At 44.1% G+C, this 26,283-nt stretch carries 29 protein-coding genes and 3 tRNA genes; 12 read left to right on the top strand and 20 right to left on the bottom strand.

The window, feature by feature from the left end; genetic code table 11:
• Window positions 1-100: 100 nt before the first annotated feature.
• Together KJ365_RS01905 and upp are read right to left on the bottom strand one after the other, a co-directional pair.
• A complete protein-coding gene (locus KJ365_RS01905; RefSeq protein ID WP_214449915.1) occupies window positions 101-940 on the bottom strand; it encodes a cation diffusion facilitator family transporter in 840 nt (279 codons plus the stop codon).
• A gap of 48 nt (window positions 941-988) precedes the next feature.
• A complete protein-coding gene (gene upp, locus KJ365_RS01910; protein ID WP_214449916.1) occupies window positions 989-1,618 on the bottom strand; it encodes a uracil phosphoribosyltransferase in 630 nt (209 codons plus the stop codon).
• 273 nt (window positions 1,619-1,891) lie between these two features.
• Between upp and uvrY the strand changes: the two genes are divergently transcribed.
• The 11 genes from uvrY to KJ365_RS01965 all read left to right on the top strand — a co-directional run bounded on the left by uvrY (window position 1,892) and on the right by KJ365_RS01965 (window position 9,215).
• Window positions 1,892-2,533 (top strand): UvrY/SirA/GacA family response regulator transcription factor, encoded by a 642-nt coding sequence (uvrY, locus tag KJ365_RS01915; RefSeq protein ID WP_214449917.1) that lies wholly within the window; start codon window positions 1,892-1,894, stop codon window positions 2,531-2,533.
• Between the two features lie 12 nt (window positions 2,534-2,545).
• A complete protein-coding gene (gene uvrC / locus KJ365_RS01920) occupies window positions 2,546-4,375 on the top strand; it encodes an excinuclease ABC subunit UvrC (protein ID WP_214449918.1) in 1,830 nt (609 codons plus the stop codon).
• A gap of 59 nt (window positions 4,376-4,434) precedes the next feature.
• Entirely contained in the window at window positions 4,435-4,998 is a 564-nt protein-coding gene (gene pgsA, locus KJ365_RS01925) for a CDP-diacylglycerol--glycerol-3-phosphate 3-phosphatidyltransferase (RefSeq protein WP_214449919.1), read from the top strand.
• Window positions 4,999-5,129: 131 nt separating this feature from the next.
• Window positions 5,130-5,205 (top strand) — tRNA-Gly (locus tag KJ365_RS01930).
• 68 nt (window positions 5,206-5,273) lie between these two features.
• Window positions 5,274-5,347: transfer RNA gene (locus KJ365_RS01935), tRNA-Cys, on the top strand.
• A gap of 14 nt (window positions 5,348-5,361) precedes the next feature.
• Window positions 5,362-5,448, top strand: a tRNA-Leu gene (locus tag KJ365_RS01940).
• A gap of 74 nt (window positions 5,449-5,522) precedes the next feature.
• Window positions 5,523-6,398 (top strand): sulfurtransferase, encoded by an 876-nt coding sequence (locus tag KJ365_RS01945; protein ID WP_214449920.1) that lies wholly within the window; start codon window positions 5,523-5,525, stop codon window positions 6,396-6,398.
• Entirely contained in the window at window positions 6,385-7,014 is a 630-nt protein-coding gene (locus KJ365_RS01950) for a LysE family translocator (RefSeq protein WP_214449921.1), read from the top strand. Before KJ365_RS01945 ends, KJ365_RS01950 begins: the two co-directional genes overlap by 14 nt.
• A 53-nt stretch (window positions 7,015-7,067) precedes the next feature.
• Window positions 7,068-7,796, top strand: coding sequence for a DUF975 family protein (locus KJ365_RS01955; RefSeq protein ID WP_214449922.1), 729 nt, complete (start codon window positions 7,068-7,070; stop codon window positions 7,794-7,796).
• Window positions 7,789-8,568 carry a glucosaminidase domain-containing protein gene (locus tag KJ365_RS01960; protein ID WP_214449923.1) on the top strand — a complete coding sequence of 260 codons (780 nt, stop codon included), beginning with the start codon at window positions 7,789-7,791 and terminating at the stop codon, window positions 8,566-8,568. Before KJ365_RS01955 ends, KJ365_RS01960 begins: the two co-directional genes overlap by 8 nt.
• A gap of 2 nt (window positions 8,569-8,570) precedes the next feature.
• Window positions 8,571-9,215, top strand: a complete 645-nt coding sequence (locus tag KJ365_RS01965) for a DUF2987 domain-containing protein (protein ID WP_352109299.1) — start codon at window positions 8,571-8,573, stop codon at window positions 9,213-9,215.
• A gap of 1 nt (window position 9,216) precedes the next feature.
• Here the strand turns inward: KJ365_RS01965 and rssA are convergent, their stop codons facing one another.
• The 12 genes from rssA to ccoN form a co-directional block, all read right to left on the bottom strand.
• Window positions 9,217-10,128 (bottom strand): patatin-like phospholipase RssA, encoded by a 912-nt coding sequence (rssA, locus tag KJ365_RS01970; RefSeq protein WP_214449924.1) that lies wholly within the window; start codon window positions 10,126-10,128, stop codon window positions 9,217-9,219.
• A 12-nt stretch (window positions 10,129-10,140) separates the two neighbouring features.
• Window positions 10,141-11,034 (bottom strand): tRNA 2-thiocytidine(32) synthetase TtcA, encoded by an 894-nt coding sequence (gene ttcA, locus KJ365_RS01975; RefSeq protein WP_214449925.1) that lies wholly within the window; start codon window positions 11,032-11,034, stop codon window positions 10,141-10,143.
• Window positions 11,035-11,129: 95 nt separating this feature from the next.
• The gene (gene uspE, locus KJ365_RS01980) at window positions 11,130-12,032 is read right to left on the bottom strand and encodes a universal stress protein UspE (protein WP_214449926.1); all 903 of its coding nucleotides are present in this window, start codon (window positions 12,030-12,032) and stop codon (window positions 11,130-11,132) included.
• Between the two features lie 105 nt (window positions 12,033-12,137).
• The gene (fnr, locus tag KJ365_RS01985; RefSeq protein WP_214449927.1) at window positions 12,138-12,875 is read right to left on the bottom strand and encodes a fumarate/nitrate reduction transcriptional regulator Fnr; all 738 of its coding nucleotides are present in this window, start codon (window positions 12,873-12,875) and stop codon (window positions 12,138-12,140) included.
• A gap of 27 nt (window positions 12,876-12,902) precedes the next feature.
• Entirely contained in the window at window positions 12,903-13,571 is a 669-nt protein-coding gene (locus KJ365_RS01990) for a sulfite exporter TauE/SafE family protein (protein ID WP_214449928.1), read from the bottom strand.
• Complete coding sequence (gene ccoS, locus KJ365_RS01995) at window positions 13,564-13,803, bottom strand: cbb3-type cytochrome oxidase assembly protein CcoS (RefSeq protein ID WP_214449929.1); 240 nt, start codon at window positions 13,801-13,803, stop codon at window positions 13,564-13,566. The genes KJ365_RS01990 and ccoS overlap by 8 nt, the downstream gene beginning before the upstream one ends.
• 10 nt (window positions 13,804-13,813) lie before the next feature.
• Window positions 13,814-16,252, bottom strand: coding sequence for a heavy metal translocating P-type ATPase (locus tag KJ365_RS02000; protein ID WP_214449930.1), 2,439 nt, complete (start codon window positions 16,250-16,252; stop codon window positions 13,814-13,816).
• Window positions 16,252-16,743: a FixH family protein gene (locus KJ365_RS02005; RefSeq protein ID WP_214449931.1), complete on the bottom strand. Its 492-nt coding sequence runs from the start codon at window positions 16,741-16,743 to the stop codon at window positions 16,252-16,254. The genes KJ365_RS02000 and KJ365_RS02005 overlap by 1 nt, the downstream gene beginning before the upstream one ends.
• 118 nt (window positions 16,744-16,861) lie before the next feature.
• Window positions 16,862-17,815 carry a cytochrome-c oxidase, cbb3-type subunit III gene (ccoP, locus tag KJ365_RS02010; protein ID WP_214449932.1) on the bottom strand — a complete coding sequence of 318 codons (954 nt, stop codon included), beginning with the start codon at window positions 17,813-17,815 and terminating at the stop codon, window positions 16,862-16,864.
• A gap of 3 nt (window positions 17,816-17,818) precedes the next feature.
• Window positions 17,819-18,004, bottom strand: a complete 186-nt coding sequence (locus KJ365_RS02015) for a cbb3-type cytochrome oxidase subunit 3 (protein ID WP_214449933.1) — start codon at window positions 18,002-18,004, stop codon at window positions 17,819-17,821.
• Window positions 18,004-18,609, bottom strand: a complete 606-nt coding sequence (gene ccoO / locus KJ365_RS02020; RefSeq protein ID WP_214449934.1) for a cytochrome-c oxidase, cbb3-type subunit II — start codon at window positions 18,607-18,609, stop codon at window positions 18,004-18,006. The genes KJ365_RS02015 and ccoO overlap by 1 nt, the downstream gene beginning before the upstream one ends.
• Window positions 18,606-20,051 carry a cytochrome-c oxidase, cbb3-type subunit I gene (ccoN, locus tag KJ365_RS02025; protein WP_214449935.1) on the bottom strand — a complete coding sequence of 482 codons (1,446 nt, stop codon included), beginning with the start codon at window positions 20,049-20,051 and terminating at the stop codon, window positions 18,606-18,608. The genes ccoO and ccoN overlap by 4 nt, the downstream gene beginning before the upstream one ends.
• A 214-nt stretch (window positions 20,052-20,265) precedes the next feature.
• Here ccoN and KJ365_RS02030 point away from each other — a divergent pair, with 214 nt between their 5' ends.
• A complete protein-coding gene (locus KJ365_RS02030) occupies window positions 20,266-20,715 on the top strand; it encodes a hypothetical protein (RefSeq protein ID WP_214449936.1) in 450 nt (149 codons plus the stop codon).
• Between the two features lie 11 nt (window positions 20,716-20,726).
• On the opposite strand, the gene bfr (KJ365_RS02035) is transcribed toward KJ365_RS02030, so the two are convergent.
• The 6 genes from bfr (KJ365_RS02035) to KJ365_RS02060 all read right to left on the bottom strand — a co-directional run bounded on the left by bfr (KJ365_RS02035) (window position 20,727) and on the right by KJ365_RS02060 (window position 26,238).
• Window positions 20,727-21,194, bottom strand: coding sequence for a bacterioferritin (bfr, locus tag KJ365_RS02035; protein WP_214449937.1), 468 nt, complete (start codon window positions 21,192-21,194; stop codon window positions 20,727-20,729).
• A 3-nt stretch (window positions 21,195-21,197) separates the two neighbouring features.
• Window positions 21,198-21,668 carry a bacterioferritin gene (bfr, locus tag KJ365_RS02040; RefSeq protein ID WP_214449938.1) on the bottom strand — a complete coding sequence of 157 codons (471 nt, stop codon included), beginning with the start codon at window positions 21,666-21,668 and terminating at the stop codon, window positions 21,198-21,200.
• Between the two features lie 169 nt (window positions 21,669-21,837).
• Window positions 21,838-23,439 carry a cation:proton antiporter domain-containing protein gene (locus KJ365_RS02045; RefSeq protein ID WP_214449939.1) on the bottom strand — a complete coding sequence of 534 codons (1,602 nt, stop codon included), beginning with the start codon at window positions 23,437-23,439 and terminating at the stop codon, window positions 21,838-21,840.
• Between the two features lie 69 nt (window positions 23,440-23,508).
• A complete protein-coding gene (locus KJ365_RS02050) occupies window positions 23,509-23,709 on the bottom strand; it encodes a hypothetical protein (RefSeq protein ID WP_214449940.1) in 201 nt (66 codons plus the stop codon).
• Between the two features lie 94 nt (window positions 23,710-23,803).
• A complete protein-coding gene (locus KJ365_RS02055) occupies window positions 23,804-24,721 on the bottom strand; it encodes an alpha/beta fold hydrolase (RefSeq protein ID WP_214449941.1) in 918 nt (305 codons plus the stop codon).
• Between the two features lie 71 nt (window positions 24,722-24,792).
• Window positions 24,793-26,238 carry a flavin-containing monooxygenase gene (locus KJ365_RS02060; protein WP_214449942.1) on the bottom strand — a complete coding sequence of 482 codons (1,446 nt, stop codon included), beginning with the start codon at window positions 26,236-26,238 and terminating at the stop codon, window positions 24,793-24,795.
• Window positions 26,239-26,283 lie beyond the last annotated feature (45 nt).

Here is a 26,283-nt window from a genome sequence, read left to right on the forward strand (position 1 = left end):
GAATATGCGAGATAACGCTTCTATGCCCGTCTGGGTTGGCAACTATATGACCGCGCCGATTATCATACACTATCACCGCGTTTTACAGTTTTCATTGTGACTATTTTACGAGCGGTTCAACATGTACGGTGGCGTCTTGAATATCAAACTCAGAGCGCAACACCTTTTCAATATCGTCGGTTAGGTCGTGAGACACAGATAAAGACACCTTCGAATCGACGCTGATCACAATGTCGGCAAAATTGGTTTTACCATCGCTACGTGTGCGCACTGAGGTCACCGATAGCACCAGTGGCATTGCTTTTATGCGTCTTGATATGATCGCTTGATCTAATAGGTTTTTATCCACCAAGATAGGAATAGATGAGAGAAACAATTGGTAAGCAAGATACAGTATAATAGCGGCCACCACTAACGCGAATACCGTGTCTAGCCAGTAGTAACCGCGCGCGGCTAATTGCCACCCTACGATGACCGCAATTGACGTTAATACGTCGCTAAAAGTGTGGCTTGCATCTGCTTTTAACAGGCTAGAGTCGAGCCTTTTTGCCCAGTACGACTGCCAAATTGAAAGGCAAGTGTTGAGCACAAGCACAAGCACCATTACGCCCAGGCCATAAGTGCTATTTAAAACCGGCTCTCCAATGCGCTCTAATGCATGCACAATCACCTCAAGTGCTACAACGCAGAGCATGGTAGCTAAGAAAAAGATGGCAAGCGGGATGAATTTACTGTGGCCATAGTTATGATCAGCATCTGCTGGAAGCTCAGCCTGTTTAACGGCGAACCATGCAATAATATTGTTACTGACGTCGGTGAGTGAATGAAAGGCATCCGCTAAAATAGCGGTAGAGTGGGTGACTAAACCCACCATCAGCTTAATTGACATCATTATCAGATTAATGCTGCCTTCAATAATTAATACTTTTTTGACATTCATATCACAGCCAATTCGTGAACGGACATGGTTTTGGTGTGCAGCAACACCTTAGCGAGTGCCAAATATTTTATCTCCTGCATCACCCAGCCCAGGTAAAATATAGCCTTGCTCATTCAAGCGCTCATCAATGGCCGCCACATAAATATCAACGTCTGGGTGTTTTTTTGTTACTGCAGCTATGCCTTCTGGTGCAGCCACTAGAAATAGCCCCACAATACGTTTGCATCCTTTTTGTTTTAATAGCTCGATTGTGGCGTTTAAGGTGCCGCCGGTGGCGAGCATTGGGTCGACGATGAGCGCGGTGCGCATATCAATATCCGCGACTACTTTGTCAAAGTAAGCGACAGGCTCAAGGGTTTCTTCATTACGATAGAGCCCAACGACCGATATTTTTGCGTTGGGAATGAGGCGCAATACGCCGTCTAGCATGCCTAAGCCCGCTCTCAAGATAGGAACAATGGTAAGTTTTTTGCCCTTTACTTGGTCAATTTTTAGCGTGTCGCCGTTCCATCCTTCAACATTGAGGGATTCTACAGTTAGGTCTCTGGTAGCCTCATAGGTTAAAAGGTTGCCCACTTCACTGGCAAGCTCACGAAAGTCTTTACTGCTGACGCCAGACACACGCATCAATCCCATTTTATGTTGAATTAAAGGGTGTTTTATTTCATAAACCGACATAGCCTTTCCTTTTTTTTGATGCACCGTGAATATGGCGGAGAGTTGCATCATGACACACTACTCGGGTCTTTGAGTCAAGTTGCCAAACCGATCAATGTCGACCGCTCGTGAGTATTTTACAACCTCAATGGTGCTAGCGTCGACATTAAACTTTTTGCGTATACAAGACTAAATGGGTGCAAAAAAGGTATTCCATAAAGATGCAGTTTGTATAATACTCTGTGCTCGTTACATTAAGTGCAGCGGAAAACAGATTAAGCAGGCTTCCTAAGAATGATTAAAATTTTAGTAGTGGATGATCATGAACTCGTTAGGACAGGGATTAGTCGAATACTCAATGATGTAAAAGACTTTAAGGTTGTTGCTGAAGTAGGGTGTGGCGAAGACGCTGTCGCATACTGTCGAAAGCACACCCCAGACATTGTGCTGATGGATGTGAGTATGCCAGGCATCGGCGGCTTAGAGGCAACCAAAAAAGTGCTTCGAGTATGTGATGGTACTCGTGTTATTTGTTTATCTATGCACAAAGAAAACCCCATTCCTGCGAAAATCATGCAAGCTGGTGCTTTTGGCTTTTTAACCAAAGACGCTGAGCATAATGAAATGGTCAATGCTATTTATAAGGTGGCCAGCGGGCAGAAGTATTTATCCCCAGAAATTGCACAAAAAATCGCCATTGGTGCGCTAGACGTCAATCAAACGAATCCTTTCGAAGCGCTCACAGAAAGGGAGCTAGAAATTACCATGATGATCACCCGTGGTATTAAAGTCACCGAAATTGCGAAGTCTCTTAGCCTCAGTGCAAAAACGGTTAACACCTATCGTTATCGCACGTTTGAAAAGTTAGGTGTTGAGTCAGACGTAGAGTTGACCCATCTTGCGCTGCGTCACGACTTGATTAAAACCTCCGCATAAGCTCTTTGATACATGGATGAAAAGGCACACAGCTTCGACGCGCAGCAGTTCTTAAAAAACGTTTCATCTAAGCCAGGCGTTTACAGAATGTACAATGCCGCCCAAGATGTGATTTATGTGGGCAAGGCAAAAAACCTCAAAAAACGCCTCAGTAGTTACTTTCGCAAGAATGTCGATAGCGTAAAAACCGAGTCTTTGGTTTCACAGATCGCTCACGTAGATGTGACCTTGGTCAGTAGCGAAACGGAAGCCTTTTTACTAGAAAACAACTATATAAAAAAGTACCGCCCTCGCTATAACGTGGTCTTGAGAGATGATAAATCGTACCCCTTTATCTTTCTATCGGACCATAAACACCCTAAGTTGGGGTTTCATCGAGGCGCGAAAAAAGCAAAAGGACAATATTTTGGACCTTATCCGAGCGCGTGGTCTGTGCGAGAGAGTCTGCGTTCTATGCAACGCTTGTTTCCGGTGCGCCAATGTGACGACAGTTATTATCGCAACCGCTCGCGGCCCTGCTTGCAATATCAACTTGAACGATGCGCAGCGCCATGTGTTGAGGGTTATGTAAGCGATGAAGAGTATCAGGAACAAGTAGATTTAGCGGTTCTCTTTTTGAAAGGCAAAAATGCGCAGGTTATTCAGTCTCTGGTGACTAAAATGGAGACTGCCAGTGCTAATTTACAGTTTGAAGCAGCGGCAAGATTACGTGATCAAATCAGTGCCCTTAGAAAAGTACAAGAACAACAGCTCATTAGTGGTACACAGCAAGAAATGGATGTGTTTGGCTTTTCCTTTAAACATGGACTAGCATGTGTATACGGCATGTTTATACGCGACAACCAGTTGTTAGGCAGTAAGTCGTTTTTTCCTAAAATTCCCAAAGGGGCTACCCCCGAAGAGATTTTTCAGTCATTCTTGCTACAGTTTTATCTCGCGGGTAATAAACTCATTCCTAAACAAATCGTTGTGCCTATCAAATTTGATGAAATGGACAGTGTACAAGAGGTGCTTTCAAAACAAGCTGGGCGCAAAATTCAGTTTTATGAAGGTATTAGAGATGACAAACGTAAATACCTAAAGCTTGCCCATAGCAATGCGGACAACGCCTTAGAAACGCAACAAAACCAACAGAAATCTATGTTTGCTCGCTTTAATGATCTTGAGAAAATGCTCAGCTATGATTCTCCCATAAAGCGCATGGAGTGTTTTGATATTTCTCATACATCTGGAGAGCAAACCGTTGCATCTTGTGTCGTGTTTGACCGTAATGGGCCATTAAAATCAGACTATCGACGTTTCAACATTGAAGGAATTACCGGTGGCGATGATTATGCGGCAATGGCACAAGCATTGAAGCGGCGATACAAGAAACCAAATGATGACGCCAAGATGCCTGATTTATTGTTAATTGACGGCGGAAAAGGGCAGTTATCGCAAGCCGAAAAACACTTTGCTGACTGGCCTGCTCAATATGTGCCTTTAATAGTCGGCGTGGCAAAAGGGACCACTCGTAAACCCGGCTTAGAAACATTGATTATCGCCAATTCCCACGAGACCATTCCGGTCCAAAGCGATGCACCAGGTTTACACCTAGTGCAGCATATCAGGGATGAGTCTCATCGCTTTGCCATTACCGGACATCGGAATCGCAGGCAGAAGGCGAAACAGCAGTCGGTATTGCAGGATATTCCAGGGGTGGGGGCTAAACGCCGTCAAGCATTATTGAAGTATACCGGCGGTATTCAAGGCTTGAAAAAAGCAAGTCGGGACGAAATTGCAAAAGTGCCCGGCATTAGTGAAGAATTAGCGGAAACGATTTATGATTATTTACACGGATGAGGCCATGTTCTGTTATCATTATAAATTAATTAGCTGTAACAAGAATAAACGCAATTAACATGTGGACTGTACCTAATATTATTACCCTGTTTAGGGTGTTACTCATTCCAATTTTCGTTTCTATCTATTTTTTAGATTGGAAATGGGCGCAACAAGCCGGCGCATTTGTATTTTGGCTCGCTGCCATCACCGACTGGTTTGATGGTTATTTAGCACGAAAGCTCAAGCAATCCTCAGCGTTTGGTGCGTTTCTCGATCCCGTTGCCGATAAGCTTATCGTGGCCGCGGCACTAGTGATGATCACGCACACATATGCTTCTTTATGGGTAACCGTACCGGCCATTGTGTTACTCATGCGCGAGATTTTTGTGTCGGCGCTGCGTGAATGGATGAGTAAACAAGGTCAGTCTGATGCCGTTAAAGTGAACTTTCTTGGGAAGGCCAAAACGACGCTACAAATGCTTGCACTCATCGGTTTGCTATCGGGTTTAGAGACATTCATGGGATTCCCAATTTATTGGGTCTCGTTAGGCTATCTGCTATTGTGGGCCGCAGCGGTGTTGTCGCTTTGGTCAATGATAGTGTATTCAGCGGCCGGTTGGAAAACCTTAAAGGCCTTGTAAAAGGTAAGGTAAAAAACCAAAATTGACAGTTATGCATACAACTGTTCAATTTTTAGCTGAACAGCTTATTTGTAGTGTATTTGTGGTTGACACTATTTGTTTTGCAGGTAGAATGCACCGCACATTTCAGAGCGGGAATAGCTCAGTTGGTAGAGCACGACCTTGCCAAGGTCGGGGTCGCGAGTTCGAATCTCGTTTCCCGCTCCAATTCTTTTTGAATTGACGCACACTGAAGTGGATTGCTTTTCAATCAGTAGCAAGTGAAGCAACGTTACGGCGGAATGGCAGAATGGCTATGCAGCGGATTGCAAATCCGTGGATCTCGGTTCGACTCCGGGTTCCGCCTCCATAACGCTTATCAGTGCCCGGGTGGTGAAATTGGTAGACACAAGGGATTTAAAATCCCTCGCTCGTAAGAGTGTGCCGGTTCAAGTCCGGCCCCGGGCACCATCTTTCCTTTTATTTACCTATACACAGTCATAGTGTAATCTTCTGTTTATTATCATTTTATGTGCGATTCTTTTGTGTTGTCATCCGAAATAGCTCCGTCTCAATTATTCGCCCTAATGACCAATGGTCATGACTCATCTCCAAAGATCCTGTTTACCACCCTAAACTCCGCCAAGGCCACTCGACCAGGTAAAGTGGCCGACAAGGAGCGCTTTATTAAAGGGGCTGTGCTGTTTGATTTTGAAGCTGACATTGTTGATAAAGCATCGCACTTAAGCAATATGATGCCAAGCAAAGATGATTTTGAGCAGTGCGTCCAAGCCTTGGGTATCAATGGTGACGATAATATTGTTGTGTATGATGACTTCGGTAATTTTTGTGCGTCTCGCGTTTGGTTTATGTTTAAGGCCATGGGCCATCAAAATGTTAGCGTGCTGCAAGGCGGTTTACCTAAGTGGCTAGATTTAGGTTACGAGGTAGTAGGGGAGCTTTCCACCCCCTCGCAAACAGGTAATTTTACCGCCAAGCCAAACGCCAATTATCAATTTATTGACCAACGTTATGTTGCCCAGCACCTTGCCGTGCCTAATGCGCGCTTACCGCTTTTAGATGCACGTAGTCATGCTCGATTCAGCGGTGATGAAAAAGATCCAAGAGCTGGCGTACGTAGTGGTCATATACCGTCATCTTATAACCTGCATTATAAAGATGTACAAAGCGGCGATGGAGCTTTTAAACCACAAGCCGACATCCAGAGCTTGTTTAATAAATACCCTCCCAGTGAACACGGGATGGCGTTTACCTGCGGCAGCGGTGTAACGGCGTGTATTTTAGCGCAGGCCGCTGATGCAATCGGTGCATCTCCGCTTTACGTCTACGACGGCTCATGGTCTGACTGGGGCGCCACTTGTGACTTGCCGATTCAGACAGGTGATAATGATGGACTTTAGTTTGGCCGTTTGGGCGAGCATCGCCGTTATGCATGCCTTTGCGGTAGCAAGCCCAGGTCCTGATTTTGCGGTGGTAATGAAACAAAGCCTGCAGCATGGAAGACGTCTTGGCATTATTACCAGCGTTGGTGTGGGAGTAGGGATATTGTTACATGTCCTGTACTCAATACTAGGTGTAAGTCTCATCATCCAAGCTACATCATGGCTTTACCAAACGCTAATTTATGCAGCGGCATTGTATTTAGTATGGATGGGGATCAGTGGCTTACGCAGCCGTCCTACTCAAGTGCAGAGCAATGAGACCGCATCAGTACGCACTCAATCTGCACCCAAAGCCTTTATGATTGGTTTTATAACAAATGGTTTGAACCCAAAGGCGACGTTGTTTTTTCTAACCCTCTACACGCTCGCCATACCCGCACAAACAAGCCTTCTCACAAAAGGGGTGTATGGCCTTTACCTAGCGTTTGCGACCGCCTGTTGGTTCATTTTGGTGAGTATATTGGTGAGTCACTCGCGTATTCGCCAAGCGTACCTAAAAAAGGGATTCGTATTTGACCGTGTAATGGGAGCTGTACTTATCATTATGGCGATAATATTAGTGGTCACTCAATGATAATGTTAAGATTCGGGTACTTAATTCCTCATACATTAGCCATATAGGTAGCAATGAAAGACGAAGCACATATACAGCGTATGCTCAACAAAGAGTATGAATTCGATGTCAAACACGTCTTAGTTCGTGCTCGAGACCTCAGTGGTCAAAATAATTGGACGCTGGTGCAAGCCATCCTCATCCTGATTTTGTCTGCTTTGATGTTGGGCTTTTTGTTCGTTTATGCTTTTGATATTCAAGATCCAGATCAAGTACAGGCGTTAAGCCATACACAAAATGCGTTAGCAAGCTTGGTTATTAATGTGGTGTTAGCACCCTTATTTGCAGGCATAAGTATGCTGGCAATCACCACTGCGCGTGGTCAGCAAGCAAAAGCGATCAATGTATTGTCGTATGTTAGTTATATACTACCTTTAGGTGTTGCCACTTTACTTATTTCTATTGCCATGGACATTGGCATGATCATGTTTATTTTACCTGCTTTTTACGTGTTTATGGCCACAACCTTTGCCTTGCCACTGATTGTAGATAAGGGGTTAACCCCTATATCAGCTATCATCTTATCGGTGCGAATGGTCAACGCATATTTGTTTCCCATCACGACCATATTTTTGATTTTTGTTGCGCTTATGGTAGGTGTAGTGCTTACTTTTGGCTTTGCCTATATTTGGGTTGGGCCATATTTCTTTAATGTTCGAGCGGTATTGTACACAGAGCTTCTTTGCTCAAATAGTGAAGATGCGCAGTTAGATATAAAAAATTCAGGAGTGTTTGATGCATAAATTAAAAATCATCTCTTTAGCGCTACTGAGCGTGCTTGTCGTAGTGCTCACAATATACTTTTCTCAGCAATCGCCACCTTCTATAGTAAAAGATATTCCAGAGGTAGATTTTGCTGAAGACCCAGTACCAGACTTTGCGAGTATAGAGGACGTAACAGAGAAGAAAAACGCGTTTTTTAGCTACCTACGCCCAGCCGTTGAAGCGCAAAATGCGTACTTGCTTAATTTAAGAAATTACATTCAAGGCTTGCGTTCAAAAGTGATTTCCAATGAGGAACTCAACGAAGAGCAGCAACAAGAATTAGACTGGCTGATTAAAGAATACCGGGTCGACCCTGATCAAGAGCTATTGGAAATCTTTGATGTTTTGTTACGTAGAATAGACATTATTCCGGTAGAGCTCGTTTTGGTGCAAAGTGCCAATGAGTCAGCGTGGGGTACCAGTCGCTTTGCCCAAGATGGTTATAACTTCTTTGGTATGTGGTGCTTTAAAAAGGGGTGTGGCTTTGTGCCAAGTCAACGCAGTGCTGGCGCTAATCATGAAGTCGCTAAATATGATAACTTATCTAAAGCGATGTATTCCTATATGCGCAACCTTAACCGTCATCCTGCCTATACCGAGTTAAGAAATATTCGTAATCGCCTGAGAATGAATCAACAGGAAATCACAGCGATAAAATTATCAGAAGGGCTAATCCGCTATTCTGAAAGAGGGAATGAGTATATTGAAGAGCTTCAATCAATGATAAGAGTAAACAAGGAGTTGATATAATAGTGAAATCTTTATTCGTCTTTTCAGGACTATTAATCACAGCGCTTATTTTGCCGCCAGTCATGGCTGATGAAATACAAGTAGATTATAAAACGTTCTATTCTCACGTACGTAAAATTGACAATGAAGATACGGCTGCTTTGCAGTTTGCATTCGGCTTTATTCACGTTACTACTGGCAGATTATGTGAAATCAATGCGGCGCGCATTAGTACTCAAAAGCAACAAATTCCATTAGAGGTAAGCGGTGAAAATAGGTTTACGGTCCCCTCTGAGAGGGCGCTGCGAATGGCTGATGCTAAGATCATCATTGATGTTACCGAACCGAGCAATCAGTGTGATATATCCGTGCAGCTTGAGACAAAACCCGAATACCTGAAACGATATTACACCTTTGAAGAACTATCATTCCTATATAAGCAATATGAAGCGTTCTTTAATGAAATGGGCAGCTTTATGTCGTTTATGATGCCGTCAGTCTCCGGCCTAGTCGTGCAATTTGAAGACCAAAGCCTGACACAAACTATGGCAAATGGGTATAGCATTACACAAGGTAGCTTAACCTTAGATGAAGGCTTTTTTGAACGAGAAAAACCGCTAAACCTGCCGGTGATTCCGTTACGCATAACCGCGCTAGCTAATAAGTAATCTAACGTTCATCCCGGGTGATGTTCAGTTGATACGCAATTTGTTCAGCAAGCCTTTGAACGCTCTTATTACCATTTTCAGCAAGCTCCTTGGCTCTATGAAACTCCAATAAGCCAACGTCACGCAGTTGCGGCTCAATCAATACATCGGGTGGGTCTCCGGCAAGCCTTGAGCGAGTGACGCGAGCTTGCAAGATTTCAAGCGCGCTACTCATAACACCCATAATGCCAGGAGGGGTACGTTTATTAGGCTTCGGATCCGGTGAGAACCATTGTTTCATAATGCCACTGGCACCTTTTTCCATAAACTTATCGGTTTTCAATTGAGACGCTTTGTGCTCATTCTCAAACTTTTCAATTAATTGAGGTCGAAAATCAGCACTTAGGTTCACTGCAATGACAAAGTCAGCGCCTAGTTGTCGGCATTGATTGACCGGTACTGGGTTAACGACAGCGCCATCGACTAGCCAACGGCCTTCGTGTTCAATTGGTGTAAACAAAGCGGGGATAGCACATGAGGCTTGAATGGCGTCGTTTATATCGCCTTTATTGAAGACCACTTCTTTGCCTGAGTATAAATCGGTGGCAACTGCGGTGAAGGGTTTGTCCATCTGCTCAAATGTTGGTGCGCAAAACTCATCACGATGTTTATCGAATACTTTTTGCCCGCTTGCCAATCCACCACGTTTAAAGCCAACCCCTAGTAAGGTAAACACTTGCCATTCGGTTAAGCTATAAGCCCATTGCTCTAACTCATCAAGCCTTCCGCTTGCATATGCTGCACCTACGTAGGCACCAATTGAGCATCCGGCAACCACATCAATTTTAACGCCGAGCTCTTCTAACGCTCTAATAACACCAATATGTGCCCAACCGCGCGCAGCACCTGCGCCTAGCGCTAAACCAATTTTCACGAATGCCTCCTTTTATTTAAGTTCAATGATGTCATCAGATACTTGTTTGCTGGTAAATGCCTTTGGTAGTTCGGGTGGGTCAAAACCGGTGTCGCCTTCACTTGCATCGTCAACAACACCAGATAAGGTTTTAAAATCAAACAATGCGTGATCGAGCACGTGGGATGGCACAACATTTTGCATGGCGCTGAATATCGACTCTACGCGTCCAGGAAAGCGGTTATGCCAGTCTTGAAGCATGGCTTTTATGTGCTTGCGCTGGAGATTTTCTTGAGAGCCACAAAGATTGCAAGGGATGATTGGATAACCAGCCTGCTCAGCGTAATGCGCAATATCAGTCTCTTTGCAATAGGCGAGAGGTCGAATTACAGTGTGCAAACCATCATCGCTTTGTAATTTTGGTGGCATTGATTTAAGTTTACCGCCATAAAACATATTCAAAAACAGCGTCTCAATCATATCGTCTCGATGGTGACCAAGTGCTATTTTAGTGGCTTTTAGCTCGGTGGCTGTGCGGTATAGAATACCTCGCCTTAATCTTGAACAAAGCGAGCAGGTTGTTTTTCCCTCGGGAACTTTGTCCTTAACGATGGAGTAGGTGTCTTCTTCTACTATTTTGTATTCTACGCCTAGTGAGCTTAGGTAGTTAGGCAGTATATCTTCAGGAAAGCCGGGTTGCTTTTGGTCTAAATTGACGGCAACAAGTGAAAACGCTATCGGTGCAACTCTCTGAAAATACATAAGAAATTCAAGCAGCGTATAGGAGTCTTTTCCCCCTGATAAGCAGACCATAACGTGGTCGCCATCCTCAATCATATTAAAATCGATAATTGCTTTGCCAATGTCTTTTTTTAGACGCTTTTGGAGTTTTGTAAGTGCTGGCTGTTTGATTTTAGTCGCTGACATAACCTAATAAATAATAAAATAGAAACGCGGCAAGTATAACGTAACTTGCCGCGTCATTTCATGTTTTATGAATACTACAGTGGCGCTATCGCCACTTATACTTGCGGTTTAACCACCAAGGTATCGCAGTTGACTTTATCGATAATATGCTCAGCAGTATTCCCGAGTAAAGCTGCAGAAAGTCCTCGCCTGCCTACAGAGCCAAGTACTAATAATTCTGCATCTAATTCATCACACAATGCCGGTATGACATCTTCAGGGAGGCCTTCGGCAACATGCTGATTATTGCTGTTTATGCTGTAACGTTCGCACATCGCAGCGACATCTTTTTTATGTTTGGCTTCAATATCTTGATTATACGCCTGTGCGTTAAAGCTAGGGACTTCAACCGCAACATGGACCGGCGCACCAGCAAAGGTATTGGCGACATGCACCTGCGCTGCCACTAAATCGGCAAGCTCAATACTAATTTGGGTAACGCGCTCGCTAAGGAGGTTATGGGTCTTGTCATTAGCATCAATACTTACGGAGGCTATGATTTTGCCATTTTCAGGCCAGTCATGCTCTTTGACCATTAACACATTCACAGGGCTATAACGTAAAAGGTTCCAGTCATTAGGTGTGAAGAGCTTTTGCGCGAGTTTTGTGTGCTGTTTGGTGCTTTTTACGATGAGATCGCAATGTTCATGACTAGCGACATCCACAATCCCGCGATACAACGACTTGTGCCAAACGGCTTTTGCTTCCACCTTTACCCCGTCACATTTTTCAATGTATGCGTGCATGGCTTTGTTTTGGGTGTTTATAAGGGCGGTCTTCATGTCAACGCGCTGCTCTGAGGTCAAGAAGTTCGTCATATCGTAGGTTTCGTCGTAGATGCAACTGACGAGCAATAGACTAGCATCTAGCTTTTTGGCCAAGAAACATGCACGGTCAAAAGCGGGTTGTTCTTTATGGTAAGGGTCAAATACAACTAAGATTCGTGAACAATTTAACATCGTTTTCTCCAACATGATGATTATTGATAGTATAAAAAAGGTGGCTTACATATGCATGCAACCACCTTGTGCTGGATCAAATAAGAATGAAATACTTTGCAGTAATTAACCTAACGCTGTATAAGAAATCTCCGATTCAGGCATCCTTTGTTTGACGCCGTCTAAATCGAGAATAGTAATTAGCTTACCGTCTACCTTAATCAAATCCTCTTTTTGGAAACGAGTGAGTAGGCGGCTAATAGTTTCTACGGTTAAGCCTAAGTAGTTACCAATTTCATTTCGCGTCATCGATAGATTAAATTGACGCGCTGAGTATCCACGCTCATCAAAACGCTGGGAGAGATGGCTAATAAAGTGCAACAAACGCTCTTCTGCGCTACGTTTACTTAAAAGCATCATAAGCTCGTGGTCGTGCTTAATTTCGGCACTCATAAACTTCATGATCTGCTTGCGAAGTGCGGGGTAGCGCTCTGAAACGACTTCTAAAGTATCGTAAGGGAGTTCACATACCATTGCGGTTTCAAGGGCTTTTGAATAACTTTGATGTACCTGATCTTTCAAGGCATCAAAGCCAATGATGTCGCCAGGAAAATGAAAGCCGGTAATTTGTTCAACGCCGTCTTTATCGCTAATGTAGGATTTAAAAGAACCGGAACGAACGGCATAAAGCGTATTAAACGGTTGTCCTGCAGACACAAGTTTATCGTGTTTATGTAAGGGCTTTTTGCGTTCGATGATATCGTCTAATGACTCTAGTTCTGACTTTTTCAAACTTACGGGAAGACACAAGTGACTGAAGCTACAGCTCTGACAATGAATGGAAAGCGACTGATGATCCGCCATCTGCTACACTCCTTTTTGTGATTTAGATCACTTTATACCCTGAAAAATTGGTAAAAGCAAAAATATCGCAAAAGTAATTAAAATCAACGCGATAATCATTCTAGACATCGGGTTTTGTAAGATAGGAATTAAAAAACTTGCACCTAAACTGGTTGCAATTAACGCCGGAAATGTCCCCAGTCCGAACATCAGCATAAACAGTGCCCCTGAGCTGGCGCTGCCACTTGCCAGAGACCAAGTTAACGCAGAATACACTAAACCGCAAGGCAACCAACCCCAAATTGCACCGTAGCCGATTGCATAGCCAGGATGCTTAAATGGAATGAGCTTTTTGGAATATGGTTGAATTCTTCTCCATAAATGCCCGCCAAGGCGCTCAAGTGCCGACAAGCCTTTGTACCAGTCACTGATGTACAAGGCCAATAGGATTAAAAAAACAGCACTAATGATATTGAGAATAGGCAAGGTGGTGGTAATACTGCTTGTTGCAATCGAGCCCAAATAGCCGGTAATTGCGCCTGCTATCGTGTAAGAAGATATGCGGCCAATGTTATAAGCTAAGATATACCAAGTAGTGGATTGGTCTTTGGAGATGGCAAAGGAAAATGCGCTTGCGATACCTCCGCACATGCCTATGCAGTGAACACCGCCTGCTAAGCCAATCAAAAACGCCGTTACAAGGCTAAACTCATTCATTATTTGTCTTATTGCTAGACGGCACTGAGTCGATTTCCTCACTCTCGCTTGAAGAGTCGGTCTCAGAATCTGACGACTGATTTTCTTTTTTCAGATCGTCATCAAACAAAATGCTATATCCCTGGCGCTCTAAATCATCAAACTGATTGGATTTAACTGCCCAGAAAAATACACCTATCGCGATTGCAACAATTATGACCGCGAGTGGAATTAAGACAAATATTATACTCATGAGACTTTTATCATCGCATTAAACGGGTTGAATTATAGACCACTATTACCGAGCTTAAAGACATACCCAGTGCAGCCTGCCAAGGTGTTAGTACGCCACTTACTGCGAAAGGTAACACCAACAGATTGTAGCTTAACGCCCAAGCGATATTTTGCTTAATTTTACGTTTTGTGCGATGCGCCATTGTGACAACGTCTGATAATGACGTTAATTTGGGGTTTAATAACACCACATCCGCAGCATTTTTTGCAAGATCGGAAGCATTTCCAACGGCAATTGATACATCGGCAGCCGCAAGCACTGGCGCGTCATTAATACCATCACCTAACATTAAAATGGACTTGTGATTGGCCTGTTGCTTTTGTATATAATCAAGCTTCGCCTCCGGCGTACAGCCGCCCATCGCAGTATCTATGTGTAATTGGTTAGCCACCATCTCTACATTGCCTTGATCATCACCACTTAAAATTGATAAATCATACTCATGCAGGCTGTCGATCACTTCTGCCACGTCTTCTTTTATGGTATCGGTTACCCAAAACGCCGCCACTACTTGTGAATTTACTGCCATAAGGACATTTGCGCCAGCCCAATCAGCATCGTCTTTTTGCTGTGTTTCGTGTAAAACAAACTTTTTGGAACCCATTACGCAGGAGACGTTGTTCACCTTCGCACGAATTCCTCTGCCAATTTCAACCACATACTCGCTCAGGTCAAACTTAAAACGCGTGTCTATTTCTCCATAAGCCTTGGCGATAGGGTGCTCTGAGCGTGACTCAAGTACTTGTGCTAGTGCTGATAAATAGGTTTCGATAGGAAGGTCTTGTGTTGCCGGCGTATCAATTCTCGCGCTATTCGATGTGAATTGATGCTTGCTGATTGAAAACTCACCGCGGGTAAGCGTGCCGGTCTTATCAAAGATAATGTCTGTCGCGTACGTCACCTGTTCTAGTGCGTCCGCTCGCTTGAGCAATATGCCAACTTTATTAAGCTTTGCCATAGCGCAGGTTAGGGCAGATGGTGTCGCTAAGCCCAAGGCACATGGACAGGTCGCAACTAAGACTGAAATGGTGATCCAAAACGCGTGAGGATCGTCTTGTGACCACCAATACCAATAGGTTAGGGCGCTTATAATCAAAACGATAGTCACAAAATAACGAGACAGCTTGTCGGCAATCAAGGCCACTTTGGGCTTGCTCGACATTGCGACTTCTTGGAGTCGTAAAATTTGATTCATCATCGCGTATTTTAAGCTGCTGGTCACCTCAATACTCAAGCTACCTTGTTGATTCAATGCTCCTGCGAACACGCGATCATGAATGCCTTTGCGTACTGGCTCAAACTCACCGGTGAGCATCGACTCATCAACGGTAGATTGACCTTCAAGCACAACGCCGTCAATAGGAATGTTTTCACCGGCCTTGACCAGCACTTTATCACCGGTGACGAGTTGTTTTGCCAATACCGATTGCCAGGCATCACCGGCCCAGCGCATTGCGGTGACCGGAATGAGTTTCAACATATTAGAAGAAATCTCAGACGCTCTGTGACGAGAGCGATGTTCTAAAAATCGGCTGATTAATAGAAAGAAAATGAACATACAAATGGATTCGAAATAAACTTCACCGGTGCTCTTGTTTACTGCGAGCACGCCGGCAATGTAAGTCGCGATGATTGCGATACTAACGGGCACATCCATGTTGACGGTTTTTGCTTGCAGGGCTTTTAACGCGCTAACATAGAACACGCTACCTGAGTAAAGCACTACAGGTGTGGTTAGCAACAAGCAGATTGCGTTGAAAAACTGGACCATTTCTTGGTCGATGTTGCCAAAAACATCAAAGTATTGGCCCATCGCGAGCATCATGACTTGCATCGTCATAATTCCTGCAAGCCCTACTTTTTTCAAATAGCTTTTTTGTTCTTTTTGATAAGATGCTTCATGTCGATCAGTTTGAAAGGGCAAAGATTCGTATCCAATGGACTTCATGCGTCCGAGGATGCCAGAGAGCTTAAGAATATCATTATCCCAAGTGATCAAAGCGCGACGGGCAGAAACGTTTACCGACACCTGTCTTATTCCTTGTAACTTGGCTAGCTGTTTCTCAATCAACCATCCGCATGCGGCGCATGTAATACCTTCCACAGTTAATTGTATTTGCTTATGCACACCTTGGTCGAAGACGAACTCTTCTTGAAGTTCGGGCTCATCATACACCTGCAGTTTTGCCATTGTATTGTCAAGTGCTGCATCGCCGCGGGCAGCGGGTTCGGTGCGAAATTCATAATAACTCTCTAGGCCATTATCGACGATGGCAGAGGCCACTGCTTGACAGCCTGGACAGCACATATAGTGCACTTGGCCCACAATGGTTACAGGGTAGGCGTCGCCCTCGGTATTAGGTAGGCCGCAGTGAAAGCAGCCGCCTTCTTGAATCACAATACTCATTATGGATTAAACTTGAACGCTCGTGCCTGTGGTAAATTAACGGTGTCTTGCACCTTCCAACTTTCATCCATTGGCATCAAGCGCAAACGCCATTTTCCTTGAATCGGGTAGTCGATGGAAGTCCTGTAGACTCCATTTGCATCTCGAGTCAGTAACACATCAAAGTCTTTATCAGCAAGGGTAACGTGGAAGAAGTCTAGCTTTAATGCCTCACCACTATCAGGCGCGCTGGTAACAAACTCTAATGCAATATTACCTGGCTGGACGTCAAGCAAGGTCGTTATGCCCAATTCTCGAGCCCGTTCAATTTTGTCTAAACGCGCATTAATGGCTTTACCTTCTTTGTAATAATCGTCCACCACGAGGGTATTGGTACCATCGGTTGCAAAACGTAAAACAAAACTGCCTACAATCACAGAAGAGAGAGGGATCGCTATTAAAAACCATGGCCAAAACTGTTTATACCAGGGTTGTGTATCTTGTTCTTGCATATCCTGCCTTAGATAGGTGATAAGATAATCTTTTGTTGTTGAATTTACACAAAAAAGCCCCGCAAAACGAGGCTTTTTGTCTACGTATTTACCTGTCAAACGTCAACAGTATTAACGATTATTCTTGTGATAAACTGTACACATAAGCCGCAACAACGTGTACCTTATCCTCACCCAAGGTCTGGTCAAATGCTGGCATTACACCATTGCGACCATAGTTGAGCGTTTCGGTTACTTGACGTTCGCTTCCGCCGTACAACCAAATGTTGTCGGTTAGGTTAGGTGCGCCAATCATCTGATTGCCTTTCCCATCCATTCCGTGACAGGCAGCACAAGCCATAAAGCGTGTTTTACCTGCATCAGCTAACGATTGGTCCACTTCACGACCGCTTAAGCTAAGCGTATAAGCAACGATTTCCTCAATGCCTCGCTCACCAAAAGGTGCTAACCAACCAGGCATCGCGCCAACACGACCCTTGATTAACGTCTCTTTAATCTTATCGCCGCTGCCGCCATACAACCAATCGTTATCCGTTAGGTTAGGGAAGCCTCCGCGTTGACCACGGGCATCTGAACCATGGCACTGGGCGCAGTTTTGAATAAACAAACGTTTGCCTACTTGCAATGCTTCTTCATTGCTCGCTAGCTGTTCTACCGGCGTTTTCGCATATTCTTCAAAAATTGGGTCAAATAGCTCTTCTGCAAGCTTCACCTGCATGGCGTATTCGTTTATACGGCCTTGCTCGATGTCTTCACGCAGCGCTAATCGAGACTCTTCTAACGAAGTGACATGCAAGTTGGCACTTTCCCAACCCAAAAACCCTTTAAAGCCACCTAGTCCAGGATAAAGCGCTAGGTATATAACGCCCCACACCATGGTCAGATAGAACAAAATTGTCCACCAACGAGGTAATTGATTGTTAAGCTCTTCAATGCCATCAAATTCATGACCCATTGACTCGCCTTCTTCTACGCCCGTTTTATTAGCAAGCGTCCATTGTAATAACCAGTAGCAACCGATAATGGTGCCAATGGTGATAACACTAATCCATATTGTCCAAAACATAGTCATGATTTATGACTCCTGATCTTTCTGTGTTGACTGTTGCTTCGCTTTGTTTTGCTCTTCGTCTGCAAAGGGTAGATTAGCGGCTTCGTCAAAATTCTTTTTATTACGGCCGCTAAAAGCCCAAAACAATACGCCTACAAAGGAAACGAATACGATGACAGTAAATATGCTGCCAATTGTGCCTTGGTTCATCACTGTAAATGCGTCCCTAGCGATTGAAGATATGCTATGAGCGCTTCCATCTCAGTTTTACCTTCAACGGCAGCTTTCGCTCCAGCGATGTCTTCATCTGTATATGGCACACCCATCATTCGGTTAACTTCAAGCTTACGGGCGATATCCTTGCCCGTTAATACGTTTGTTTCTAACCAAGGATAACCAGGCATATTCGATTCTGGTACAACATCACGTGGATTGATTAAATGTACGCGATGCCACTCGTCAGAGTAACGACCACCGACTCGAGCCAAATCAGGACCAGTGCGCTTTGAGCCCCACAAAAATGGACGCTCCCAAACTGACTCACCTGACACGGAATAGTGGCCGTAGCGCTCTGTTTCTGATCTAAATGGACGAATCATTTGACTATGACAGCCAACACAACCCTCGCGGATATAGATATCACGACCTTCCATTTCAAGCGCTGTGTATGGGCGTAAGCCTTTAACGGGCTCCAATACGCTTTGCTGGAACATCAAGGGCAGTATCTGCGCCATCGCACCGAAGCTGATGGCGACTAAAATCACGATGGTCAGTAAACCTACATTTTTTTCAAAGAGTTCATGTGGATTTTTCATTTGGCAGCTCCTAGTGCGATGTCTGCATCTGTGCTTTCAGCGGCATCTTGAGGGGCAGCAATTGTCTTATAAACGTTGTATGCCATAAGCAACATGCCAGCTACGACAAACAGACCGCCAATAAATCGTACTACGTAGAAGGGTTTTGACGCCTCTAGTGACTCTACGAAAGAGTAGGCTAGGGTGCCGTCTGCGTTGATTGCTCTCCACATCAAACCTTGAAGTACACCAGAGATCCACATGGCAACAATATAAAGTACCACACCGATAGTCGCCAACCAGAAGTGAATGTTGATTAAGCGTGTGCTGTACATCGCTGGTTGGTTAAACAAAATAGGTACTAGGTGATAAATCGAACCGATTGATACCATCGCAACCCAACCTAATGCACCTGAGTGAACGTGACCTACGGTCCAATCCGTGTAGTGGGATAAGGCGTTTACTGTTTTTATTGCCATCATTGGGCCTTCGAAGGTAGACATACCGTAGAAGCTCAATGAGACGATTAAGAAACGAAGAATAGGATCTGTGCGCAGCTTATGCCATGCGCCCGATAGGGTCATAATACCGTTAATCATACCACCCCAAGATGGGACAAATAAGATAACAGACATCACCATGCCTAGTGACTGAGTCCAATCAGGAAGCGCTGTGTAATGTAAGTGGTGAGGACCGGCCCATATGTATAGCGAAACAAGTGCCCAAAAATGCACAATGGATAAGCGATATGAATAAACTGGACGACCCGCTTGCTTAGGTACGAAGTAATACATCATGCCTAAGAAACCCGCGGTTAAGAAAAACCCTACCGCATTATGCCCGTACCACCATTGCATCATTGCATCAACCGCACCAGCGTAAAGCGAATACGATTTAAAGAAGGTGACAGGAAATGCCATACTGTTACCGATGTGCAGTACAGCAACGGTTAACATAAAGGCTCCTAAGAACCAGTTGGCAACATATATATGGGAGGTTTTGCGTACGACCAAGGTACCGAAGAAGTTGATAATGTACGCGACCCAAACCAAGGCAATAAGAATATCGATTGGCCACTCTAACTCAGCATACTCTTTAGAAGAAGTAATGCCCAGAGGTAGCGTTACCACTGCCGATAAGATGACCGCTTGCCATCCCCAAAACGTAAAGGCTGCCAATTTATCGCTAAACAATCTTACTTGACATGTACGTTGTACAATGTAGTAAGACGTCGCAAACAATGCGCAACCACCAAATGCAAAAATTACCGCATTGGTATGAAGAGGACGAAGACGTGAATATGTGAGCCATGGAATGTCAAAGTTTAGTGCAGGTGCAAACAGCTGAGCTGCTAATAAAACACCAACGGTCATTCCAATAATGCCCCATATAACCGTCATGATTGTAAACTGTCTGACTACTTTATAATTATAATCAGGTTGTACTTGGCTTGTTTCGCTCATAACTGAAAATTTCCGTGTCTAGAAATAAAATGGAACTCGAAGAACAAGTGTTTCGCTAGACTTTATGATAACGTCCTAGTTGAGTAGAGCGTGTTTAAAAAGTAAACCGATCACTAATTCGAAACGAATCATAAAGTTTTTAAATACAAAAAGATACCATATACAACTAAGGTTTGATCTTAGTCAATAAAGGAAAGTTTACGGTAAACAAATTGTGAAAAATATTAGAGATAAAGCACGCATTTTACTGTTCGCCAGCATGCTAATTGCGGTATTTTTAGGCATTTACATAGCAAATGTAAACAAAGAGTTAAATACATCCAGTGAATGTGATATCACGTTTTCATCTTGTGAAATGCGCTTGTTTAACGAACAGTTTCGGGTGAAATTTGAACACCCCCCAGAAATTGAAGAAGAGCTCTTTCTTCAGTTCGACTTAGGTGAACATTTGACTATCGAAGAAGCTTGGATTGAAGGGGTAAACATGTACATGGGAAAAACCCCCGTCATGTTCGAGGATAAATTAAATAACAACCGGGCGGTTACATTTTTGGGTAGTTGCAATCTATCGAAAATGCACTGGCACCTGCATGTAAATGTAAAAACGGACCTTACTGGTGAGGTAAAGTCCGTTGTTGTGCCGTTTACGACCATTACAGGGTAATGCGAACGTATTTACAGTTGTGATTGCAAATAGTTAGAAAGCCCCAAGCGCTTGATTAAGCCAAGCTGTTGCTCAAGCCAATGCGCGTGATCCATCTCGGTGTCATCTAACAATACTAACAGCATGTCGCGGGTGACGTAGTCTTGTTCGGTTTCTGCAATAGCAATCACTTCTTTTAACTTGGCTGCTACTTCGTACTCAACGCGAAGGTCGCTCGCAAGCATATCGGGCACTTCAGCGCCAATTTCTAGACCCGTGCGGGTGACCATGTCGGGTGTACCGCCTAAGAACAACATGCGCTCAATCAGTTTAGTTGCGTGTCCTTTTTCATCGTCAAACTCATGATTAATGCGCTCGTATAACTTGGTAAGGCCCCAATCGAGATACATTTGTGAGTGAATGAAGTATTGGTCCATAGCCGCTAACTCATAACCAAGTAGGCTATTAAGACCTGAAATAACGTTATCTTTACCTTGCATGGTTTAGTCCTCTAATTGTGCTTGTAAGTAGTTTTCAAGACCCATTTGCTCAATCTGCAAATGCTGTGTTTCAAGCCAATCTAAATATTCTTCCTCATCATCGAGGATCTTCGAGAGCACATCGCGGCTGACATAGTCACGATGGCTTTCGCAAGTTGCGATAGCTTGTTTAAGTTGTGGTATTTGCGCGTGCTCGAAGGTCATATCGCATTTTAAGCACTCTGGTGTATCTTCACCGATGTAAAGCTTACCCAGTGCTTGCAAATTCGGTAGGCCTTCTAAAAAAAGAATGCGCTCGATGAGCTTGTCAGCTTGCTTCATGTCTAAAATAGACTTTTTGTAAGCTGCTGAGTTGAGTTTTTCCAATCCCCAGTTTTTATGCATCCGAGCGTGCAAAAAATACTGATTAATTGATGTTAACTCTACCGTTAGCATCTCATTTAAGGCTTTAATAACGGGTGCTTCGCCTTTCATAAATTTCCCCTGGGTAATTGCTTTTGTGTAAAAGCCATTGATTAGGGGTGAAGTCTAACAGTAAATTTTGGTTTATCAAAATATTTTCTATATTTTTCATATAGTTAGTAACTACAATCATTCTCATTTACGATTGCATTTACCTTCTGTTGACAAAGTAATATTCCACTTAGCTTTGCGAGACTGCCGGTTGTGGCGTGATTTGGCCTTCATCGAGTATGGCTAAGCTTTCCTCTGCGAAACCCAAACCTGCATCGGTAAAGAAGTTAAAGACCTGATCAACGCCCTTATCTAGTAGCGGTTGGACCTCGTCTTCATATCGCGCAATTGCGGCTATTTTACCGTTGTAATTGACCATCCTAAGCTGCTCAGTAACGTTTGCAGAGTCTTCGATGGAGGGCAGTGCAAGAAGTACAAGTTTAACGTCTTGAACATTCAAATTTTCCCACAAATCAATATTCTCTCCGTCTCCTACAATCGCATTGTGACCCGTTTGTCGAAGATTGCGCACCTTGTCTTCATCTGCGTCCATGCCGCAAACCGCTGGCCCCACAACTTTTGTCAGAGCGGTAAATGCACCTTTACCGACACGGCCCATACCAATAACCAGCACATCAACATCTTTAAAGCTTGGGTAGGCGTCTTCAGGCAAGGGCTTATGTTTTTGAAAAGAACGTAGTGAAAGTTTAAAGCGCTGATATTGTTCATGGGACTGCTTGTACAAAATACTGCTGATCACAAAAGAGAATGAGACGCTCATTGCAATAATGACTAACCATTCGTCGGTGATCATATTACTTGTCACTGCTACCGCGGCGACAATAAGACCAAACTCACTGTAATTAGACATAATTAAGGAGCTTAAATACGAGGTTCTTGCGCGCAGGCGTAGCTGTGTGAATAGGGCAAAAAACAGCACAAACTTCACCGGTATCACTGCGGTTAGTAACAATGCAATTAAGGTCATCTCGAGGTTAGGCAGCGCAGTGAGCCCAATGGACAAGAAAAAGCCAATTAAGAAAAGGTCTTTAAAACTAAGTAAGGACTTCGCAAGCTCCGAAGATTTTGCATTCCCCGCAAGCAATACACCAATGATCAGTGCACCGAGATCTCCCTTTACGCCTACCAATTCAAACAAATGATAGCCGCCTAACGCACAGACCAATCCACACAACGGCAGTAACTCGCCATGGCCGGCCTCTGCAACAAAGCGCTTTAAAAGCGGCGCTAGCGGAATCAATGCGAATAGTGCAAGAGCGTAGATGGACGGCACTTTTCCAGTTGCCAGCACCAAAAAGACGACAGCAAATATGTCTTGCATAATAAGAATGCCGATTGCAACCTTGCCGTGGCGGGTGCGTGTTTCGCCGCTTTCCTCTAATATTTTTACCACGCAAACGGTTGAGCTAAAACTGAAGGCAAAGCCAATCAGGGCAAGCTGGAACATGCTCAGCTCAGCAAAATAGCTTAAGCCGGCCACTCCCATGATGAACATAAAAAGGGAGATAAACGAAATCCAGAGTGTGCTGTGAGCGATGCTAGCGAACCAGATTTCAGGTTTAATCAGGTCTTTAATGTTTAGCTTTAAGCCGATGGTAAACAACATTACCGTGATACCTAAGTCGGCAATGGTTTGAAGCGTGGGATTTGATGAGAAACCCAGTGCGTTTAGGATGAACCCGGCAATAAGATAGCCAATTAACGGAGGCAGGTTAACAAACTTACACGCAAAGCCACAGACAAAGGCGATAAGCAGCAGTATAAATTCCATTGAGTCTCAGAGGGTTAAGGTAGCAATTGATACCTTAACCATAGCGTATTTTAAAACACTATGGCAATCCTATTGCGCAAGAAACTGTCTATCTTGTTCGCTCAAAGAGTCTTGATATATATAAATAAAACTGGCGACGTAATGTTGCGGGACATGTTCAACGCGTTCTAGTGAACGCAAGGTGTCGAGTTTGCAGTTCAGCTTAGTCGCAATGCAGCTCAGGGGAATGCCTCGTTTAGCGAGAAACCGTATAAATGCTTTTCCTGTCATGACTATTGCTCAATGCCACCTATCAGTTGCCTTCACATTAACAAAGCAACTGACAACCGCGCAGATAATAGTTCATACCCATGTATAAGTTATTCTAGCGACAAAACTCTTTGCATTCGAGATACGTGCGTTTGGGGCACTCCACCATTGGCATATGTCCAATTTCTTCATAAATGCTCAATTTTGCCTGAGTCATCTCTTGCCACATCTTGGCATCTGAAACAGGCAACAGACCATCTTTATCGCCCCATATGATTAATAGCTTGCTTGGGTCGACGCTTTGCTGGTCACTAAAGAATTCGTCAACGTTAAAAAAGTCATGAAACATATGCTTTAGTTCATCATAGCGTCCTAGATAATGCTGTTCCCCGACATAACGCAATACGCTGGGGGGCACGAAGGGCGCTTTTGCCATGCTTCGCATGTAAAAGCTCAAAAAATGCTCAAAGGTTTTGTGCATAAAAGGATTCGCCTGGGCTTCACTCATGCTCATAGCGTATTCAGATTTAGCCCCGGCAGGGTCAAGTAGCACGGCTTTATTGATACGTTGCTTGTCTTGCAGTAATAGCAGCATCGCAATCATGCCGCCCATCGAATTACCGATCACGCTATACCTTTGTACGTTAAGTTGCTGCACAAGGGTGATAAGTGCTTTCGTTTGAGTAAACGTTGAATAAGACTCGCTAGACGAGTAGGGCGTATCACCGTGCCCAAGCATGTCGGGAATCACCAGGTTGTAATCGTTGGTCGCATATTTGGCAAATCGATGCCATATGGTTTTGTCTGCACTAAAACCATGGAGCAATAGCAACGTTTGTCTGCCCTCAACAAACTCGTTCTGGTAAAAGTACATCTTCGTGCCGTTGACATCGGTTGAACGGATTTCTAGCTTTGCTTGTTTGCGCTCAAAATTCATGGCCGCGTGATAAATTCGCGCGCCAACGCGCTGTGATTTGCTGATAAATAGTAGGTACAACAAAATGGCTACTGCTATGCATATCGCTATGACCATTACATCCTCTCTCAATATTACTAAACGCGCCTATTGCAGCGGTTAGCGTGTTGTGAATCTATACAGGTTCGTTATGAAATTAGGTGAGCATCTTGTTTAAAGTTGCGACACTTATGACGAAACACAAATGTAAAGCCAGGAAACATCGCAATGACTTTGCCCGACTTATTTTGATACCAAGATTGACAACCACCATAATGCCATACAGTGCGCTCCATTTCTTTGTGTATCATTTGCGTATACTGTTCTTCAGCGTATTCGGTTGGCTCGATGCTGTTTACGCCAGGGGTTTGGAGCTTTTCAACACATTGCATAATGTAGCGCATCTGCGATTCAATAACGTAAATCGCGCTTGTGTGCCCTATGCCCGTGTTTGGCCCGGTAACGACAAAAAAGTTGGGGAAGTTAGGCACGCTTGTCCCTAAATAAGCCCGCGGATACTCACTCCATTGGTCAGCAAGCGCAATATTGTGTCTCCCTCTCACCTCATACGAAATCAGGCTGTCGGCTGCATCGTATCCGGTTGCATATACAATCACATCGACATCAAGAGATTCATCTTTAGAGGTCACAATACCGGTTTTTGTGATGCGCTTGATACCAGACGATTTATCATGAAAACTGACGTTGTCTTTCTGTAGTGCAGGAAAATACGTATTGGATATTAAAATACGCTTACACCCAATGACAAAGTCTGGAGTGAGTGTTTTTCGAAACGCCTCATCTGGCACCTGTTTCTTTAACAAGCGGTTCGCTGGGCCTTGACCCACAACGGTCAGTAAAAACTTAGAGTATTTAAATGCCAGTACGCGCACTTCATAGTGAACGTAAATCGCGCGTTTTATTAGCCCATACAGCCATTTAACCGACAACAGTTTCTGTATCCACTTTGGAAACTTAGGGTCGAAGCGCGGGATGACCCAGTGCGGAGTGCGTTGAAAAACGTGCAATTTTTTAACTTTTTCGACAATGGCCGGAATGATTTGTATGGCGCTGGCACCTGAACCAATAATGGCAACTTTCTTGTCTTGTAAATCAAGATTATCAGGCCAATCGTTGCAATGAAAACTTTGACCTTCAAAGTCGTCTTTACCCTCAAACTCGGGCACTACAGGGGTGCTCAGCGGACCGGTGGCATTAATCACAGTGCGAGCTTGGAGCACTTGACCGTCTTTAAGGGTCAATTGCCAATGATCGTCCATCCATTTAGCCTGTTTGACCTCAGCGTTTAGCTTTATTTTTTCATTAAGTTGGTGTTTTTCTACTAGATGCGCGGTGTAGGCTTCGAGCTCGTTTCGTTTAGCAAACAAGCGCGTCCATGGGTAGGGTTCACCCTCAACACTATAAAGGGGTGAGGGAACATCAACTGCTGCACCTGGGTAACGGTTTTGCATCCACGTGCCGCCAAAAAAAGAACGGCGCTCCAGCATGATAAAATCGTGTATGCCACGTTGATTGAGTTTAATTGCCGCACTTATGCCGCCAAATCCTGTGCCTATTATTATTATATTATGCATGCTTACTTCACTGTTATTACATTACAACCTGTATACGCTACATTT

The sequence above is a fragment of the Glaciecola sp. XM2 genome, from assembly GCF_018595715.1.
GTDB lineage: Bacteria > Pseudomonadota > Gammaproteobacteria > Enterobacterales > Alteromonadaceae > Glaciecola.

What these genes read in the sequence shown, in the direction of transcription:
- KJ365_RS01905 (WP_214449915.1), bottom strand. Translation starts at nt 940, where the DNA reads ATGAATGTCAAAAAAGTATTAATTATTGAAGGCAGCATTAATCTGATA.
- upp (WP_214449916.1), bottom strand. Translation starts at nt 1,618, where the DNA reads ATGTCGGTTTATGAAATAAAACACCCTTTAATTCAACATAAAATGGGA.
- uvrY (WP_214449917.1), top strand. Translation starts at nt 1,892, where the DNA reads ATGATTAAAATTTTAGTAGTGGATGATCATGAACTCGTTAGGACAGGG.
- uvrC (WP_214449918.1), top strand. Translation starts at nt 2,546, where the DNA reads ATGGATGAAAAGGCACACAGCTTCGACGCGCAGCAGTTCTTAAAAAAC.
- pgsA (WP_214449919.1), top strand. Translation starts at nt 4,435, where the DNA reads ATGTGGACTGTACCTAATATTATTACCCTGTTTAGGGTGTTACTCATT.
- KJ365_RS01950 (WP_214449921.1), top strand. Translation starts at nt 6,385, where the DNA reads ATGATGGACTTTAGTTTGGCCGTTTGGGCGAGCATCGCCGTTATGCAT.
- KJ365_RS01955 (WP_214449922.1), top strand. Translation starts at nt 7,068, where the DNA reads ATGAAAGACGAAGCACATATACAGCGTATGCTCAACAAAGAGTATGAA.
- KJ365_RS01960 (WP_214449923.1), top strand. Translation starts at nt 7,789, where the DNA reads ATGCATAAATTAAAAATCATCTCTTTAGCGCTACTGAGCGTGCTTGTC.
- ttcA (WP_214449925.1), bottom strand. Translation starts at nt 11,034, where the DNA reads ATGTCAGCGACTAAAATCAAACAGCCAGCACTTACAAAACTCCAAAAG.
- uspE (WP_214449926.1), bottom strand. Translation starts at nt 12,032, where the DNA reads ATGTTAAATTGTTCACGAATCTTAGTTGTATTTGACCCTTACCATAAA.
- fnr (WP_214449927.1), bottom strand. Translation starts at nt 12,875, where the DNA reads ATGGCGGATCATCAGTCGCTTTCCATTCATTGTCAGAGCTGTAGCTTC.
- KJ365_RS01990 (WP_214449928.1), bottom strand. Translation starts at nt 13,571, where the DNA reads ATGAATGAGTTTAGCCTTGTAACGGCGTTTTTGATTGGCTTAGCAGGC.
- ccoS (WP_214449929.1), bottom strand. Translation starts at nt 13,803, where the DNA reads ATGAGTATAATATTTGTCTTAATTCCACTCGCGGTCATAATTGTTGCA.
- KJ365_RS02000 (WP_214449930.1), bottom strand. Translation starts at nt 16,252, where the DNA reads ATGAGTATTGTGATTCAAGAAGGCGGCTGCTTTCACTGCGGCCTACCT.
- KJ365_RS02005 (WP_214449931.1), bottom strand. Translation starts at nt 16,743, where the DNA reads ATGCAAGAACAAGATACACAACCCTGGTATAAACAGTTTTGGCCATGG.
- ccoP (WP_214449932.1), bottom strand. Translation starts at nt 17,815, where the DNA reads ATGACTATGTTTTGGACAATATGGATTAGTGTTATCACCATTGGCACC.
- KJ365_RS02015 (WP_214449933.1), bottom strand. Translation starts at nt 18,004, where the DNA reads ATGAACCAAGGCACAATTGGCAGCATATTTACTGTCATCGTATTCGTT.
- ccoO (WP_214449934.1), bottom strand. Translation starts at nt 18,609, where the DNA reads ATGAAAAATCCACATGAACTCTTTGAAAAAAATGTAGGTTTACTGACC.
- ccoN (WP_214449935.1), bottom strand. Translation starts at nt 20,051, where the DNA reads ATGAGCGAAACAAGCCAAGTACAACCTGATTATAATTATAAAGTAGTC.
- bfr (WP_214449937.1), bottom strand. Translation starts at nt 21,194, where the DNA reads ATGCAAGGTAAAGATAACGTTATTTCAGGTCTTAATAGCCTACTTGGT.
- bfr (WP_214449938.1), bottom strand. Translation starts at nt 21,668, where the DNA reads ATGAAAGGCGAAGCACCCGTTATTAAAGCCTTAAATGAGATGCTAACG.
- KJ365_RS02045 (WP_214449939.1), bottom strand. Translation starts at nt 23,439, where the DNA reads ATGGAATTTATACTGCTGCTTATCGCCTTTGTCTGTGGCTTTGCGTGT.
- KJ365_RS02050 (WP_214449940.1), bottom strand. Translation starts at nt 23,709, where the DNA reads ATGACAGGAAAAGCATTTATACGGTTTCTCGCTAAACGAGGCATTCCC.
- KJ365_RS02055 (WP_214449941.1), bottom strand. Translation starts at nt 24,721, where the DNA reads ATGGTCATAGCGATATGCATAGCAGTAGCCATTTTGTTGTACCTACTA.
- KJ365_RS02060 (WP_214449942.1), bottom strand. Translation starts at nt 26,238, where the DNA reads ATGCATAATATAATAATAATAGGCACAGGATTTGGCGGCATAAGTGCG.